Here is a 15,086-nt window from a genome sequence, read left to right on the forward strand (position 1 = left end):
TATGAGTGCTACCGCGCTTGGCATGATTATCTTCGCGTATCTGTGTGGCTCAGTTTCCAGTGCGATCCTGGTTTGCCGGATCGCCAGGCTGCCCGATCCGCGTGCAAATGGCTCAGGGAATCCAGGGGCTACCAACGTCCTGCGCATCGGCGGTCGTGTCGCCGCGGCGGCAGTGCTGGTGTTCGATATTTTAAAAGGGATGCTGCCGGTCTGGCTGGCATACAAGCTCAATGTCCCACCGTTGTACCTGGGGCTAACGGCGATCGCTGCCTGTTTGGGGCATATCTATCCCGTATTCTTCCACTTCCGCGGCGGCAAAGGCGTAGCAACGGCATTTGGTGCCATCGCGCCGATCGGCTGGGATCTTACCGGCCTGATGACCGGCACCTGGCTGCTGACCGTGTTGCTCAGCGGCTACTCTTCACTCGGTGCCATCATCAGCGCGCTGATTGCTCCTTTCTACGTCTGGTGGTTCAAACCGCAATTTACCTTCCCCGTGGCCATGTTGTCGTGCCTGATCCTGATGCGACACCATGACAATATCCAGCGCTTGTGGCGCGGCCAGGAAGGGAAAATTTGGGGTATCTTCCGCAAAAAGAAAACCGATGCGGTAGAACAGGAAGAGAAAAAAGAAGAGTGATCAAAAAGGCCGGAACTCTCCGGCCTTTCTCATATTTATACTGCAGGCAGTTCCGCCAGCGGCCAACGCGGCCGTACCGAAACACCCAGCTCCGGGTTGGCTCCACTTTTCAACCGCACCAGGCCTGCATAAGCGATCATCGCGCCGTTATCCGTGCAGAACTCCGGACGGGCATAGAACACTTCACCGCCACGTTTTTGCATCATTTCCGCCATTTTGACCCGTAGCGTACGGTTGGCGCTGACGCCGCCGGCCATGACCAAACGTTTAAAACCGGTGTGCTCCAGCGCGCGTTTGCATTTGATCGCCAACGTATCGACAACGGCATCCTCAAACGCCCGCGCGATATCCGCCCGCGTCTGATCGTCATTGCCGCTGGAGCGGATAGTATTGGCCGCAAAGGTCTTCAGACCGGAGAAGCTGAAATCCAGACCGGGACGATCGGTCATCGGGCGCGGGAAGGTGAAACGACCCGCAGTGCCCTGTTGCGCCATTTTTGACAGCATCGGGCCGCCAGGATAGTCCAGCCCAAGCAGCTTGGCGGTTTTATCGAAGGCTTCACCGGCCGCATCGTCCACTGACTCACCCAGCAGTTCGTACTGACCAATGCCGGTCACGCTGATAAGTTGGGTGTGACCACCGGAAACCAGCAGTGCAACAAACGGGAAAGCCGGAGGATTATCTTCCAGCATCGGGGCCAACAGGTGACCTTCCATGTGATGCACCGGCACCGCCGGCACATTCCAGGCAAACGCCAATGCGCGACCAATGGTAGCGCCGACCAGCAGCGCACCGACCAGGCCTGGCCCGGCCGTATAGGCAACGCCGTCGATATCGGCTGCAGTCAAGTTCGCTTCCTTCAACGCCGCCTGAATCAAAGGTACGGTTTTACGCACGTGATCGCGGGAGGCCAGTTCCGGTACCACACCGCCATAATCGGCATGCAGCTTCACTTGGCTGTATAATTGATTGGCTAATAAACCGGTCTGATCGTCATACACTGCAATTCCGGTTTCATCGCAGGATGTTTCTATACCCAGTACTCGCATTACATTTCCCATCATTCACGTGCGGCCGTCAGTTTAGCACAATCAGACCTGTTTACCGCCAGCACAGCGCATCTTGTCCGAGGTTATAGGCTATGTTGATGATTCCAGCCATAAATGCCGGTTTGATTAAAAACGAGCATTTTTTTCTGATTAGTCTATAATCAGCGCCCGATGCAAAATTGCGCATGTTTTACCAGGGTGGCCGCAGGTTTCAATTTGCTGTGGTGCTTTACAAAGCAGCATCCGTTGAAGTAAAATTCCGCACCATTTTGAAATTGCTGGCGCTTGGCCAGCAGCAAACCGAATTTTATTGAGGTGAGAGGCACATGCCTGTAATTAAAGTACGTGAAAACGAGCCATTTGACGTTGCTCTGCGTCGTTTCAAACGCTCTTGCGAGAAAGCAGGCGTTTTAGCTGAAGTTCGTCGTCGTGAGTTCTATGAAAAACCGACTACCGAACGTAAGCGCGCTAAAGCTTCTGCTGTGAAACGTCACGCGAAGAAACTGGCTCGCGAAAACGCACGCCGCACTCGTCTGTATTAATTCTTCGGGGGTAACCCCGCCGCGTGAATTTCTGATTTTAAAAATCGCGCAGACTGAGTAGTTGCATACGAAGGCCGTGCTTTCCGAAAGGAATGCGCGGCTTGTTCTCGTTTATAGGCTAGTAAAGTAAGGGCTTATGGCTGGACGAATTCCGCGCGTATTTATCAATGACTTGCTGGCTCGCACCGACATCGTCGATCTGATCGACGCACGTGTAAAGCTCAAAAAGCAGGGCAAGAACTATCACGCGTGCTGTCCGTTCCACCACGAAAAAACGCCTTCATTTACTGTTAATGGCGAAAAGCAGTTTTACCACTGTTTTGGTTGTGGTGCGCACGGTAATGCCGTCGACTTTCTGATGAATTACGACAGACTTGAGTTTGTTGAAACCATCGAGGAACTGGCGACCATGCACGGACTGGAAGTGCCTTACGAGGCAGGTTCCGGGCCAACCCAAATCGAACGTCATCAGCGCCAGAGCCTGTATCAACTGATGGAACAGCTCAGCGCGTTCTATCAACAGTCACTGCATCAACCTTCCGGTGCGCCGGCGCGTGATTATCTGCAACAGCGCGGGCTGAGTGACGACGTTATCCGCCATTTCGCTATCGGCTTTGCACCTGCCGGTTGGGATAACGCCTTAAAGCGTTTTGGTCGCGATGCCGACAGCCGTAGCGCATTGAACGATGCCGGCATGTTGGTGACTAACGATCAAGGACGTTCGTACGATCGTTTCCGTGAACGCGTGATGTTCCCTATCCGCGACAAACGCGGGCGAGTGATCGCCTTTGGCGGTCGCGTATTGGGTGACGGTATGCCGAAATACCTGAACTCGCCGGAAACTGAAGTATTCCACAAGGGTCGTCAATTGTACGGCCTTTATGAAGCACAACAGAGCCACCCTACCCCGCAACGGCTGCTGGTAGTGGAAGGTTATATGGACGTGGTGGCGCTGGCGCAATACGGTATCGATTATGCCGTCGCCTCGCTTGGGACTTCAACGACAGCTGAACATATTCAGCTGCTGTTCCGCGCCACCGATAACGTTGTCTGTTGCTATGACGGTGACAGAGCCGGCCGTGAAGCGGCCTGGCGTGCGCTGGAAACTGCGCTGCCCTATCTCAACGATGGGCGTCAACTGCGGTTTATGTTTTTGCCTGATGGCGAAGACCCGGACACCTTGGTACGCAAAGAAGGTAAAGAGGCCTTCGAACAACGAATGGAGCTGGCGCAGCCGCTTTCCACTTTCCTGTTCGAAACCTTGATGCCACAGGTTGATTTGAGCAGCCCGGACGGTCGCGCCAAGCTGAGTACGCTGGCACTACCCCTGATCACTCAAGTGCCGGGCGAAACGTTGCGCTTGTACCTGCGCCAACAGCTCGGCAGCAAGCTGGGTCTGCTGGATGACAGCCAGCTCGACAAGCTGATGCCCAAGCAGGCTGAAAATGCGAATACTTATCAGGCGCCCCAGCTAAAACGCACAACCATGCGTATACTAATAGGGCTACTGGTACAAAATCCGCAACTGGCTACACTTATCCCTTCACTCGAGGGGTTAGAGCAGACTAAACAGGCGGGGTTACCGCTGTTTGTCGAGTTGGTGCAAACCTGTTTGGCCCAGCCAGGCCTGACAACCGGTCAGTTGTTGGAGCAGTATCGCGACAACAAATTGAGCCAACAGCTTGAAACCTTGGCGACATGGAACCATATGATCGTTGAGGACAGGGTCGAACAGACCTTTTTGGATACCTTAGCTAGCCTCTATGACTCGGTACTGGAGCAACGGCTGGAAACATTGATCGCGCAGGCCAGAACGCACGGCCTCAGCCCAGAAGAACGTGAAGAAGTCCGTTCTCTTAACCAAGTGTTAGCAAAGAAAAACTAATTTTTGACCAAAATGATTCATGTTTAGGCTGCCAATAACGCCGCCAAAACGTGAAGAATAAAGAATACAACGGCTTAAGTGCCGATAAATGCGAGGGCAGAGCCCTGCAATATGCCGCCACAGTGGGCCGCGGCAACAACAAAAACGCCCCAAATGCTATTGTTGGCGGTTTCGCCGACCGACACCAACCCAAATACTCTGAAGTGTGGATACCGTCTTATGGAGCAAAACCCGCAGTCACAGCTAAAGCTACTTGTCACCCGTGGTAAGGAGCAAGGCTATCTGACCTATGCTGAGGTCAATGACCATCTGCCGGAAGATATCGTCGACTCCGACCAGATCGAAGACATCATCCAGATGATTAACGACATGGGCATTCAGGTTCTGGAAGAAGCGCCAGACGCCGATGACCTATTACTCGCTGAAAACTCAAACAGCACAGACGAAGATGCGGAAGAAGCTGCCGCTCAAGTGCTGTCGAGCGTTGAGTCTGAGATTGGCCGTACCACCGACCCGGTGCGCATGTACATGCGCGAAATGGGTACCGTTGAACTGCTGACGCGTGAAGGCGAAATCGACATCGCCAAGCGTATTGAAGACGGTATCAACCAGGTTCAGTGCTCCGTTGCCGAATACCCTGAAGCCATCACCTATTTGCTGGAACAGTACGATCGCGTCGAAGCAGGCGAAGCTCGCCTGTCCGATCTGATCACCGGCTTCGTTGATCCTAATGCGGAAGAGGACATCGCCCCTACCGCTACCCACGTGGGTTCTGAGCTGTCGACCGAAGAGCAGAACGACGACGACGAAGAGGAAGACGAAGAGGAAGAAGAAGACGACAACAGCATCGATCCTGAGCTGGCGCGTCAGAAATTCGCCGACCTGCGCGATCAGTACGAAGCGACCCGTATCGTCATCAAAAAGAACGGCCGCAGCCACGCCAGCGCAGCAGAAGAAATCCTGAAGCTGTCTGAAGTGTTCAAGCAGTTCCGCCTGGTGCCAAAACAGTTCGACTTCCTGGTCAACAGCATGCGCACCATGATGGATCGCGTTCGTACTCAAGAACGTATCATCATGAAACTGTGTGTTGAACAGTGCAAAATGCCGAAGAAAAACTTTGTCACTCTGTTCGCCGGTAACGAAACCAGCACCACGTGGTTCGAAGCGGCACTGGCAATGGCTAAGCCATGGTCAGAAAAGCTGAAAGACGTAGCGGAAGACGTACAGCGCAGCCTGCAAAAACTGCGTCAGATCGAAGAAGAAACCGGCCTGACCATCGAGCAAGTGAAGGACATCAACCGTCGCATGTCTATCGGTGAAGCGAAAGCCCGCCGTGCGAAAAAAGAAATGGTTGAAGCCAACTTGCGTCTGGTTATTTCTATCGCCAAGAAATACACCAACCGTGGCCTGCAGTTCCTGGATCTGATCCAGGAAGGTAACATCGGTCTGATGAAAGCCGTAGACAAGTTCGAATACCGTCGTGGTTATAAGTTCTCAACTTACGCCACCTGGTGGATCCGTCAGGCTATCACTCGCTCTATCGCCGACCAGGCGCGTACCATCCGTATCCCGGTGCACATGATTGAGACCATCAACAAGCTCAACCGTATTTCGCGCCAGATGCTGCAAGAGATGGGCCGTGAGCCAACGCCGGAAGAGCTGGCTGAACGCATGCTGATGCCGGAAGACAAAATCCGTAAAGTGCTGAAGATCGCTAAAGAGCCGATCTCCATGGAAACACCGATCGGTGATGATGAAGATTCACATCTGGGCGATTTCATCGAGGATACCACCCTCGAGCTGCCACTGGATTCTGCGACATCAGAAAGCCTGCGTTCTGCAACGCACGACGTATTGGCTGGCCTGACTGCACGTGAAGCGAAAGTGCTGCGTATGCGTTTCGGTATCGACATGAACACGGACCACACGCTGGAAGAAGTGGGCAAACAGTTCGACGTTACCCGTGAGCGTATTCGTCAGATCGAAGCCAAAGCTCTGCGTAAACTGCGCCACCCTAGCCGTTCCGAAGTGTTGCGTAGCTTCCTGGACGACTAAGGTTTCGCTGCTTGCAAAAAAACCCCGGCATGCCGGGGTTTTTTATTGCCTAAAATCCGCAGGACTCATTTCAACGCCAGAAACAGTTCGTGATAGCTCGCCGTAAGTTGCTCCAGCGTGGCACGGTTCAATCCGCTTGGGTTAGGCAATACCCAGACCTCCGTTTTGCCAATCGTCATCTCTTGACGCCCCCAGGGCGCGTTACGCACGCCAAAAGCGCTACTGAACGCCTGTTTGCCCAAGATCGCCAACGAACGCGGCTGGTAACGCAGAATCTTTTCTTTTAACGCTTCGCCACCGCTGAGTAACTCGTCACGCGTCACTTCACTGGCGGCTACCGTCGGTCGTGCCACCAGCGCCGTGATGCCACAGCCCGTATCCTGCAGCTGCTGCCACTGCTCCGGGGCAAGCTGACGTTCGGTGAAACCGGCCTGATGCACCACCTTCCAGAAGCGGTTGCTGCCGTTAGCAAAAGGGTAGCCTTGATGGGCGGAAGAAAGGCCGGGGTTGATGCCGCAAAACACCACCCGTAGGTTTGGGGCCAAGAGTTCCATAGGGTTTGCGCGTCCATTAAAAGGATTTACAGCGGTTATCGCAAAATCCGTCAGTAATTACAACAGGCTAGAACTGCTTATAAAAGCAACATACAGATGGGTAACAGTAGACCTGCGCCGAAAGATTACCGTATAATCTCGCCGCTTGGCCCCTTAGCTCAGTTGGTTAGAGCACGCGACTCATAATCGCTTGGTCACTGGTTCAAGTCCAGTAGGGGCCACCAAATTTTAGCTGATATAACAGCGTCAAAAACCACCTCTTAGCAGGTGGTTTTTTGTTTCCGCAGGCTCAGCGCTGCCAAAGCGAATCCCGACCTTCCCGACGGACATCGCAAGATCGCAATCCGATATCACGCAATTGCCAGCAACGCATGGCATCCAAAGACTTTCTGCCAGCAGAACTAAAACTTCGACGCCGCCAATACTGGCACCAATTGCACCATAGGCTCCACCGCTGCGATTTACTGTCGGCGCGCAAACTCTCTGTATTTTTCATTGCCTTCCCCCGTTTGTCACTCAGGGATATAGGGTGACTCAAGTCACAAAAACAAGACAGATTCACCGAGTTACTATAATCATCATACAGATCGAGCCGCGGTGATTCTGTATGGTACCCTGCATCCCCCTTTGTACCGGTCTGCTGTCCCATAAAACAGGAAATCCCATGATCGTCATTTGTAACAACGCCAATTTTAATGCCTGGCTGACACTGCGAAGTGCATTGTGGCCAACTTGCCCACAGGAAGAACACCGGGCAGAAATGAATGAGATATTGGCTTCGCCACATCACACCGCGTTTATGATCCAAACCAAGGATGATGCTTTTGTCGCCCTTGCTGAAGTCGCGCTGCGCCATGATTACGTCAACGGCTGCGAATCATCGCCGGTGGCCTTTCTGGAAGGGATTTATACTGCGGAATCAGCTCGTCGCCAGGGCTGCGCATCGCGATTGATTGCACAGGTTCAGCAATGGACCAAACAGCAAGGGTGCAGCGAACTGGCGTCCGATACTGACATAGCCAATCTCGACTCCCAGCGCCTGCATGCGGCACTGGGTTTTAGCGAAACAGAACGCGTCGTGTTTTACCGAAAAACGCTCGCGTAATCAGGCTGTTCCAGCCTGCCTCTGGTGCGCCAACTGTTCGGCACGCAGCAGAATGTCCTGCAAATCGTCCTCATCGATATCAAAGAGTTCGCCCTGCATCAGCGCCTCGTGCAGATCGGCGCGGGTAATAGACACCGCATCAATCGGCAGATTGGCCGGTTTTGTCTCTGTCGGTGCCAAAGGGTGCGGGTAACGTCGTCCTGCCAGGTTATTAAAGATAATCGCCAACAGCGCCAATAACACTGAGTTAAGCAGCACTGGGTACAGCACGAAGCTATAGCCGAGTTGGTGAATGCCCGGCCCACCGAGGATGGCCGTCAGTGCCACCGCGCCGCCGGGCGGATGCAAACAACGCAGCTTGAACATCAATCCAATCGCCAGCGCGGCCGCTACCCCACAGGCCAAACCAGGATCGGGAATCAACAGACCGGTACTCACCCCCACCGCAGCAGCCGACATATTGCCACCCACGATTGACCAGGGTTGCGCTAACGGGCTATTCGGTACACCAAAAAGCAGCACAGCAGATGCGCCCATAGGTGCGATAAACCACAGGTTCACCTCGCCCAGCACAAAATGACTGATCCACCCCGCAATCATCAACCCCAGCCCGGCGCCGAGGCTGGAAAGTACAATCTCTTTTTTGCCTACCGCCAGAGGATGTGGCCACAAACGTGCACAGCCCACTTTCAATCTTGCTTTCAACGACATCTTCATGTTACTTCGCACTGCCAAATTCAACTTAATGGCAACAAATATATCACAACGCAGGCCTCTGCTGCTTACCGCACCAAACTCACCAGAAATAACTTTAAGCTAACAGATTGATCTTTAGCCACTCCTCGTCAATTATCAAAGTTCGCATCCCTTTGCCTTGAGGAAAACCCAATGTCTCAGCCGATTGCCGAACTCTATACCGATGCTGAATTTTTCAGTCCTTATGCCATGTCGGCGTTTATTACGTTGACGGAAAAAGGCATCCCCTTCACCGTAAAGCCGGTCGACCTGGCACAGGGGAAAAACAAAGAAGCAGCCTACGCGGCGCTGTCCTTGACGCGCCGTGTGCCTACGCTAGTGGTCGGCGAGTTTCAGCTTTCGGAATCCTCAGCCATTGATGAATACCTCGATGAGATCCATCCGGCCCACCCAGTGTACCCACGCGATGTCAAACAACGGGCCAAAGCCCGCGAGGTTCAGGCATGGTTACGCAGCGATTTACAGGCCCTCCGCGCCGAGCGCCCCACCGAGGCGGTATTCATTAACAGTAAGTTTCCGCCGTTGTCCGCCACGGCGCAGGCTGCCGCCAACAAACTGATCGCCGCGGTCGAAAAGTTGCTGAGCCACGGCCAGGATAACCTGTTCAGGGAATGGTGCATTGCCGATACCGATCTGGCCTTGATGCTGAATCGGTTGGTGATACACGGCGATACCGTACCCGAAAGTATTCGCCACTATGCACACAAACAGTGGCAACGCCCTTCGGTGCAGGCCTGGTTGGCGCTGCCGGGGAAAATAAGCGGGGAGTAAAAAATCGGCGGCCACGACGCCGCCGTTCTCAATGACCGAGAAACAACATCACTTCTTGAGGGAAGGCAAGTCACCATCCAGAGGGCAGATAACCTAATAACGAGGCAATGGCATATCCCGCGCTGGACAGATACAGCAACACAATGCTGATCTGCAAAATCGGATGAGTGATCCAGCTACACTGCCAACGCGGCGTCTGATCGCCGTGCTTACGCGCACCACGCAGGATCAACATCGGCATAATCGACAAGATCACCCCGCTGAATACCCCAGCGAAATACAGCGCATTGACGAACGACACCAGCCCGCTATAAGCCAACACAAACGGCGGCAATACGACCAACATCAACACACCGAAGCGGCGCAGCGGCTGCTCGTCGTTGCCCAACCTGAACTGGTCAAAAATATTGGTCAGGAAGCTCCCGCCCAGTCCCCAGTAAGACGTCAGCATCGCGCACAGTGCAAAAATGTTGGCTGAGAAGAAGGCCCACTGCCCCAACGCCTGTCCCCATGAAATGGTTGCCACGTCAGAGATACCATTCAGCCCACTGAGGGCGATCACCGACATCGGTACCGCTGCCAACAGCACGAAGGTCACCGCCATGCCGACCATAATCGCTTTTGGCAGTTGCTCTGGTTTGTCAGAGAAGCCGCGCGCCATTTCTGGCACGATGTATTGCGCAGAGAAGCAAAACACCACCACGTTAAATACCGGCACCATAAAGCGCCAATCACCATCCAGCAGGTTGCGCATCTGGGTGGTGTCCTTGACCAGCGTGGCCGTCACCAATGCGGTCAACATCACCACCATGCCGATACTGATAAACTTTTCACCGCGGCCAATCGCTTTAAGCCCCAGGTACAGCACCCCTGCCGCCGGCACGAAAAACAGCAGGCTGCCTATCGCCGGGGAAATGCCAAACAGGGATTGCAATAGCTTGCCGCTGCCGGTCATATAGGCGGTCAAGGCCCCAACGCTGTTGACACAGACAGAAGCAAACATCAGCCAGGCACCGATACCGCCGACATAACGTTTCGCCAACCCGCTCAGCTGCAGATGAGCGCGGGTACGCAGGGTCGATTCGGCGACGTACAGCATGGTGATCGTGGTCAAACTCCCCACTAACACTAACCAGAACAACAGGGGTAAAAAACCGGCCTTGCTTGAGGCATAAGCGATAGACAGTACGCCGGCCCCAATATTGGTGCCGACAATCATCGCTACCCCTTCGAGGAAGCTCAGTGATTTGGTGGGTGCAGACGTTCGCACCCCGGCGGCAAGCGCCGGAGAAATAACGGTATTATCAGAAGACATGCGGCATCCTTTGTCTCCCGGTAGCGCTGGCCACCGGGGTAGGTTAGTTTCCCGGTGGTTAACAGCTCACATCGATACACAGGTATTTCAGCTCCAGATATTCTTCAATCCCGTAACGCGATCCTTCGCGTCCGAGCCCTGACTGCTTCACGCCGCCGAACGGCGCAACTTCATTGGAAATCAACCCGGTATTGATCCCGACCATGCCGTATTCCAAGGCTTCCGGCACCCGCCATTGGCGCGACGCATTCTGCGTGAATACATAGGCCGCCAGGCCGAATTCAGTATCGTTGGCCATCGCGATGGCTTCCGCCTCATCATGGAAACGGAACAGCGGCGCTACCGGCCCAAAGGTTTCTTCTTTGGCGAAACGCATTTTTTGCGTCACGCCTGTCACCACCGTCGGTTGGAAGAAGGTACGGCCCAGCGCGTGCGGCTGCCCCCCCGTTGCGATCTGTGCGCCTTTGATCAACGCGTCGTCGATGTGGTTCTGCACTTTTTCAACCGCATCCTGGTCGATCAACGGCCCCTGTGTGGTGCCTTCCTGGCTGCCGTCACCGACGTTAAGTTGCTCAACCGCCGCCACCAGCTTGTCCACCAAACGGTCATAGATACCGTCCTGCACGTAGATGCGGTTAGCGCAGACACAGGTTTGGCCGCTATTGCGGAATTTAGAGGCCATAATGCCCGCTACCGCGGCATCCAAATTCGCGTCGTCAAAGACAATCACCGGCGCATTACCCCCCAGCTCCAGTGACAGCTTCTTAATGGTTGGCGCACACTGCGCCATCAAAATACGGCCGACTTCGGTCGAACCGGTAAAGCTCAGTTTGCGCACCACCGGGCTGTCGCACAGTACTTTGCCCACTTGGGCTGCGTCGCCGGTCACTACCTGCAGGACGCCGGCAGGAATACCCGCGTCCTGCGCCAATTTGCCCAACGCCAGCGCAGTCAGCGGCGTTTGTTCGGCCGGTTTGACGATAATGGCGCAACCTGCCGCCAATGCCGGTGCCACTTTGCGGGTAATCATCGCAGCCGGGAAATTCCACGGTGTGATCGCCGCACAAACGCCGATCGGTTGCTTCACGACGACCAAGCGCTGTGAGGCTAACGGCGCCTGCAAGACCGCTCCGTCGACCCGTTTGGCTTCTTCGGCGAACCAGGTGATAAACGAGGCCGCATAAGCCACTTCGCCACGCGCCTCCGCCAATGACTTGCCCTGTTCAGCCGTCATCAACTGCGCCAAATCCTCTTGCGCTGCCAGCACCTTATCGGCCCAGGCCTGCATCAATGCGGAACGTTGCTTAGCGGTCAGCTGCTTCCAGCTTTGCTGTGCCACCTGCGCAGCATTGATCGCCTGTTGGGTCTCTTCGCCGCTGACCAGCGGTATGCTGGCCAGTTCAACACCGGTTGCCGGGTTGATGACCGCTTCGCGTTTACCACTTAACGCATCACACCACTCACCATTGATCAGGCACTGGCTGCGTAACAGTTCAGGATTAGTCAGTTTCATCGTAGCCACTCCTTATTGAGCCAGTGCGCGAGAAAGAATGCCCAACGCCTTGGTGAACTGGTCTTCAGGGATGGTCAGCGGATACAGGAAGCGGATTACGTTGCCGTTCACACCGCAGCTCAGCAGCAGCAGCCCTTCTGCCAGTGCTTTCTGCTGAACCTGGCGGGTAATCTCCGCCGATGGCTTACCGGTGGCCGGATCATTAAACTCCACCGCCACCATCGACCCCTGTGCGCGAATATCCGCAATCGCCGGGCTGGTTTGACGCGCCTGCTGCAATACCTCCACCAGATGCTGGCCCAGGCGTTGCGAACGCTGGCACAGCTGTTCTTCTTCAATCACGTCAAGTACTGCCAGCGCAGCCGCAACCGCCAGTGGGTTACCGGCATAAGTGCCGCCCAATCCACCCGGAGCTGGGGCGTCCATCACGTCGGCACGACCCGCCACCGCGGACAACGGCATACCCCCTGCCAGGCTTTTCGCCATGGTGATCAGATCGGGTTTAACGCTGTAATGATCCATCGCAAACAGCTTGCCGGTACGGGCAAAACCGGTCTGCACTTCATCGGCAATCAGCAAAATGCCATGTTCGTCGCACAGCGTACGTAACGCCTGCATAAACTCGGCGGGGGCGATATTGAAGCCGCCCTCTCCCTGCACCGGCTCCAGCACGATAGCGGCGACCTGCTTGGGATCGATATCCGCTTTAAAAATACGTTCCAGGCTGTTCATCGCGTCTTCGGTGGTGACGCCATACAAGGCATTCGGGTACTGCCCGTGGAACACCGACCCCGGGAATGGCCCAAAGCCCAACTTGTAAGGTGCCACTTTACCGGTCAACGCCATGGTCATGTAGGTACGCCCGTGGAAACCGCCACCAAAGGTGATCAACCCCGGACGGCCTGTATGGGCACGCGCAATTTTGACGGCGTTTTCTACCGCTTCAGCACCGGTGGTGAAGAACGCGGTTTTGCATGGGCCGTCGATCGGTGCGCGTTGGTTGATACGTTCAGCCAGCGTAACGTAGCTTTCGTAAGGAACAATTTGGTACGCGGTGTGGGTAAAGGCCTTCAGCTGCTTTTCAATGGCAGCGATCACCTTCGGGTGGCGGTGCCCGGTATTGAGCACTGCAATACCGGAAGCAAAATCGATAACCTCATTGCCTTCGACGTCCCACAGCGTGGCGTTCTCTGCACGCTCAGCGTAAAAACCACACATCACACCTACCCCACGCGGAGTGGCATCCTGACGACGTTGATTCAATTCTGCGTTTTTCATGTTGTTCTCTCCGGTCGGTGCCTGTTGTACGTTTTGTTCACATTCGTGAAACAATGACGTTTATTTACACAGGATGTGGCCCTATAATCGAGAGCCAGTTACGATTAATTGAGGGATCCAATTGCGCTCACTGAGTGGTGACCTGTTATTGCAACGGCTTGGCGAACAGCCCGAAGATAAGCTGCATAAACGGCTATATAACGCGATTCGCACCAGCATTCTGGACGGCAGCCTGCCGCCCTCCAGTCGCTTGCCTGCCTCACGGGATTTGGCGCAGGAACTTGGCCTCTCACGTAACACTGCATTAACCGTTTACGAACAATTATTGGCAGAAGGATATGTTCTGGCTCGTGCCGGGAGTGGCACATTCGTCGCCGAAACCGTGCCGGATAGTTGTTTATCCACTACGAGTGCGCCAGCAGGCAGTGACGGGGAGCAACGGCGTATAGAGCTGTCAGCGCGCGGTAGCACCCTGCTGCACCACGCCAGCGCCAGCCCAAAACAGTGGGGGGCATTTATTCCCGGCGTCCCCGACGTTAACGCCTTTCCACACCAGTTATTCAGCAAAATCCAGGCGCGCATCAGCCGCCGTCCGACACCACAACGGCTGACATACAGCAATCAGGGCGGCAGCCCGGAACTGCAACATGCCCTGGTGGATTATTTACGGGTGGCACGCTCGGTCCGCTGTTCACCAGAGCAAATTCTGATCACGGAGGGCATTCATCAGGCGATAGATCTGGTGACACGCATGTTGTGCAATCCGGGTGACGATGCGTGGATTGAAGAGCCAGGTTACTGGGGGATCCGCAACATCCTGCGGATGAACGACGTAAATATCTGCCCGCTAGAGGTTGATGAAGCCGGTATGGTACCGCCGGAAAAACCCACTGTGGCACCACGGCTCATCTTCGTTACGCCGTCGCACCAGTATCCGCTGGGATCCGTGATGAGCCTGGCGCGACGGCAACGGCTGTTGGCTCTCGCACGCAACGGCGGCAGTTGGATTGTGGAAGACGACTACGACAGCGAATTCCGTTTCTCCGGTCAGCCGATACCGGCACTGCAGGGGCTGGAGGCCGACGCGCCGGTAATCTACATCGGCACCTTCAGTAAAACGCTCTATCCAGCGCTGAGGTTGGGTTACGTGGTCTTGCCAAAGCCGCTGATGGCTGCGCTGAAAACGGCGCATGCCGAACTGTATCGTGGGGGCCACTTACTGATCCAAACCGCGTTGGCGCAATTTATTCAGGAAGGCCATTACACGGCGCATATCCGCCGTATGCGGCTACTTTACGCCCGGCGCCGAGCCTTTCTGACCGCGTTGATCGAACAGCATCTGGGTAAGCAAGCGCTGAGCGAATTTAACAACAATGCCGGGTTGCACCTGATCCTTAATCTGCCGGACGAGGCTGACGATGTGGCGATCGCCGCCGCTGCCAACGCACGCGGCGTACTGGTGCGACCGCTTTCACGTTACTACATGCTGCCCAACCATCGTCGTGGCCTGCTGATGGGCTTCGCTTGCGTGCCGGAAGAACAAATGGCCGCCGCCTTTACCCTGCTGTTGGAATGCATTCATCCCTGAAAAAAAAAGCGGCCGCCAAGGCCGCTCTGCAGATT

Annotated in this window: 13 protein-coding genes and 1 tRNA gene; 8 read left to right on the top strand and 6 right to left on the bottom strand. The window is 55.0% G+C overall.

The features are described 5' to 3' along the window. The first annotated feature begins 1 nt into the window (after position 1). Positions 2-640: a glycerol-3-phosphate 1-O-acyltransferase PlsY gene (gene plsY / locus AC2FCQ_RS10405; RefSeq protein ID WP_265555938.1), complete on the top strand. Its 639-nt coding sequence runs from the start codon at positions 2-4 to the stop codon at positions 638-640. Between the two features lie 35 nt (positions 641-675). On the opposite strand, the gene tsaD is transcribed toward plsY, so the two are convergent. Next, positions 676-1,689: a tRNA (adenosine(37)-N6)-threonylcarbamoyltransferase complex transferase subunit TsaD gene (gene tsaD, locus AC2FCQ_RS10410; RefSeq protein WP_209637244.1), complete on the bottom strand. Its 1,014-nt coding sequence runs from the start codon at positions 1,687-1,689 to the stop codon at positions 676-678. A gap of 326 nt (positions 1,690-2,015) precedes the next feature. Between tsaD and rpsU the strand changes: the two genes are divergently transcribed. The 3 genes from rpsU to rpoD all read left to right on the top strand — a co-directional run bounded on the left by rpsU (position 2,016) and on the right by rpoD (position 6,171). Then, a complete protein-coding gene (rpsU, locus tag AC2FCQ_RS10415; protein WP_001144069.1) occupies positions 2,016-2,231 on the top strand; it encodes a 30S ribosomal protein S21 in 216 nt (71 codons plus the stop codon). A gap of 136 nt (positions 2,232-2,367) precedes the next feature. Continuing rightward, positions 2,368-4,116: a DNA primase gene (gene dnaG / locus AC2FCQ_RS10420; RefSeq protein WP_209637242.1), complete on the top strand. Its 1,749-nt coding sequence runs from the start codon at positions 2,368-2,370 to the stop codon at positions 4,114-4,116. A gap of 219 nt (positions 4,117-4,335) precedes the next feature. Beyond that, on the top strand, positions 4,336-6,171 hold the full coding sequence (gene rpoD, locus AC2FCQ_RS10425; RefSeq protein ID WP_209637240.1) for an RNA polymerase sigma factor RpoD: 1,836 nt from the start codon (positions 4,336-4,338) through the stop codon (positions 6,169-6,171). Between the two features lie 65 nt (positions 6,172-6,236). Here the strand turns inward: rpoD and mug are convergent, their stop codons facing one another. Next, the gene (gene mug, locus AC2FCQ_RS10430; protein ID WP_490307901.1) at positions 6,237-6,725 is read right to left on the bottom strand and encodes a G/U mismatch-specific DNA glycosylase; all 489 of its coding nucleotides are present in this window, start codon (positions 6,723-6,725) and stop codon (positions 6,237-6,239) included. A 147-nt stretch (positions 6,726-6,872) separates the two neighbouring features. On the opposite strand from mug, the gene AC2FCQ_RS10435 reads away from it, so the two are divergent. Next, a tRNA-Ile gene (locus tag AC2FCQ_RS10435) sits at positions 6,873-6,949 on the top strand. A gap of 440 nt (positions 6,950-7,389) precedes the next feature. Beyond that, complete coding sequence (aac(6'), locus tag AC2FCQ_RS10440) at positions 7,390-7,830, top strand: aminoglycoside 6'-N-acetyltransferase (protein ID WP_490307900.1); 441 nt, start codon at positions 7,390-7,392, stop codon at positions 7,828-7,830. On the opposite strand, the gene AC2FCQ_RS10445 is transcribed toward aac(6'), so the two are convergent. Next, positions 7,831-8,547, bottom strand: a complete 717-nt coding sequence (locus AC2FCQ_RS10445; RefSeq protein ID WP_490307899.1) for an HPP family protein — start codon at positions 8,545-8,547, stop codon at positions 7,831-7,833. Positions 8,548-8,718: 171 nt separating this feature from the next. Here AC2FCQ_RS10445 and yfcF point away from each other — a divergent pair, with 171 nt between their 5' ends. Continuing rightward, positions 8,719-9,357, top strand: a complete 639-nt coding sequence (gene yfcF, locus AC2FCQ_RS10450) for a glutathione transferase (RefSeq protein WP_490307898.1) — start codon at positions 8,719-8,721, stop codon at positions 9,355-9,357. A gap of 70 nt (positions 9,358-9,427) precedes the next feature. Here the strand turns inward: yfcF and AC2FCQ_RS10455 are convergent, their stop codons facing one another. From AC2FCQ_RS10455 to AC2FCQ_RS10465, 3 genes are read right to left on the bottom strand one after another with little or no spacing between them, the layout of a single operon-like run. Then, positions 9,428-10,672, bottom strand: coding sequence for an aromatic amino acid transport family protein (locus tag AC2FCQ_RS10455; protein ID WP_265555918.1), 1,245 nt, complete (start codon positions 10,670-10,672; stop codon positions 9,428-9,430). 58 nt (positions 10,673-10,730) lie between these two features. Further along, positions 10,731-12,185 (bottom strand): NAD-dependent succinate-semialdehyde dehydrogenase, encoded by a 1,455-nt coding sequence (locus tag AC2FCQ_RS10460; RefSeq protein WP_209637228.1) that lies wholly within the window; start codon positions 12,183-12,185, stop codon positions 10,731-10,733. Between the two features lie 12 nt (positions 12,186-12,197). Beyond that, positions 12,198-13,463, bottom strand: coding sequence for a 4-aminobutyrate--2-oxoglutarate transaminase (locus AC2FCQ_RS10465; RefSeq protein ID WP_209637227.1), 1,266 nt, complete (start codon positions 13,461-13,463; stop codon positions 12,198-12,200). 121 nt (positions 13,464-13,584) lie between these two features. Between AC2FCQ_RS10465 and pdxR the strand changes: the two genes are divergently transcribed. Continuing rightward, positions 13,585-15,051 (top strand): MocR-like pyridoxine biosynthesis transcription factor PdxR, encoded by a 1,467-nt coding sequence (gene pdxR, locus AC2FCQ_RS10470; protein WP_209637225.1) that lies wholly within the window; start codon positions 13,585-13,587, stop codon positions 15,049-15,051. Positions 15,052-15,086 lie beyond the last annotated feature (35 nt).

It is taken from the genome of Serratia sp. CoH_134_PS_4 (assembly GCF_058190535.1).

Coding starts and splice junctions, on each gene's coding strand:
- plsY (WP_265555938.1), top strand. CDS start 2: ATGAGTGCTACCGCGCTTGGCATGATTATCTTCGCGTATCTGTGTGGC.
- tsaD (WP_209637244.1), bottom strand. CDS start 1,689: ATGCGAGTACTGGGTATAGAAACATCCTGCGATGAAACCGGAATTGCA.
- rpsU (WP_001144069.1), top strand. CDS start 2,016: ATGCCTGTAATTAAAGTACGTGAAAACGAGCCATTTGACGTTGCTCTG.
- dnaG (WP_209637242.1), top strand. CDS start 2,368: ATGGCTGGACGAATTCCGCGCGTATTTATCAATGACTTGCTGGCTCGC.
- rpoD (WP_209637240.1), top strand. CDS start 4,336: ATGGAGCAAAACCCGCAGTCACAGCTAAAGCTACTTGTCACCCGTGGT.
- mug (WP_490307901.1), bottom strand. CDS start 6,725: ATGGAACTCTTGGCCCCAAACCTACGGGTGGTGTTTTGCGGCATCAAC.
- AC2FCQ_RS10445 (WP_490307899.1), bottom strand. CDS start 8,547: ATGAAGATGTCGTTGAAAGCAAGATTGAAAGTGGGCTGTGCACGTTTG.
- yfcF (WP_490307898.1), top strand. CDS start 8,719: ATGTCTCAGCCGATTGCCGAACTCTATACCGATGCTGAATTTTTCAGT.
- AC2FCQ_RS10455 (WP_265555918.1), bottom strand. CDS start 10,672: ATGTCTTCTGATAATACCGTTATTTCTCCGGCGCTTGCCGCCGGGGTG.
- AC2FCQ_RS10460 (WP_209637228.1), bottom strand. CDS start 12,185: ATGAAACTGACTAATCCTGAACTGTTACGCAGCCAGTGCCTGATCAAT.
- AC2FCQ_RS10465 (WP_209637227.1), bottom strand. CDS start 13,463: ATGAAAAACGCAGAATTGAATCAACGTCGTCAGGATGCCACTCCGCGT.